Below are 416 nucleotides of genomic sequence, written 5' to 3' on the forward strand. Positions count from 1 at the left end.
GTACTTCCGCAAGTTCGGCGACCTGCTGGTGCCGTACCACTCGGTCGAGACGCTGATGGTCGAGGCACCGGACCACGGTCACCAGACCACCTCCGAGGCGTTCAGCTACTACCTGTGGCTGGAAGCGAGCTACGGCCGCGTCACCGGGGACTGGGCACCGTTCAAGTCCGCCTGGGCGTCGATGGAGAAGTTCATCATCCCGGCCAAGGCCGACCAGCCGACCAACGACAAGTACAACGCGTCGAAGCCGGCGACCTACGCGCCCGAACACCCGCGGATGGACCGCTACCCGGCGGTGCTGGATAGCGCCATCCCGGTCGGCTCGGACCCGATCGCGGCGGAGCTGAAGGCCGCGTACGGCACCGATGACGTCTACGGCATGCACTGGCTGATCGACGTCGACAACACCTACTGGC

General features: G+C 66.1%; 1 protein-coding gene. It reads left to right on the forward strand.

Going from position 1 to position 416, the window contains the following annotated elements:
* Positions 1-416: glycoside hydrolase family 48 protein (locus tag SK803_RS46435; RefSeq protein WP_319972654.1), on the forward strand; the 416-nt coding region annotated here is incomplete at both ends.

Source organism: Lentzea miocenica, from assembly GCF_033949945.1.
Lineage (GTDB): Bacteria > Actinomycetota > Actinomycetes > Mycobacteriales > Pseudonocardiaceae > Lentzea > Lentzea miocenica.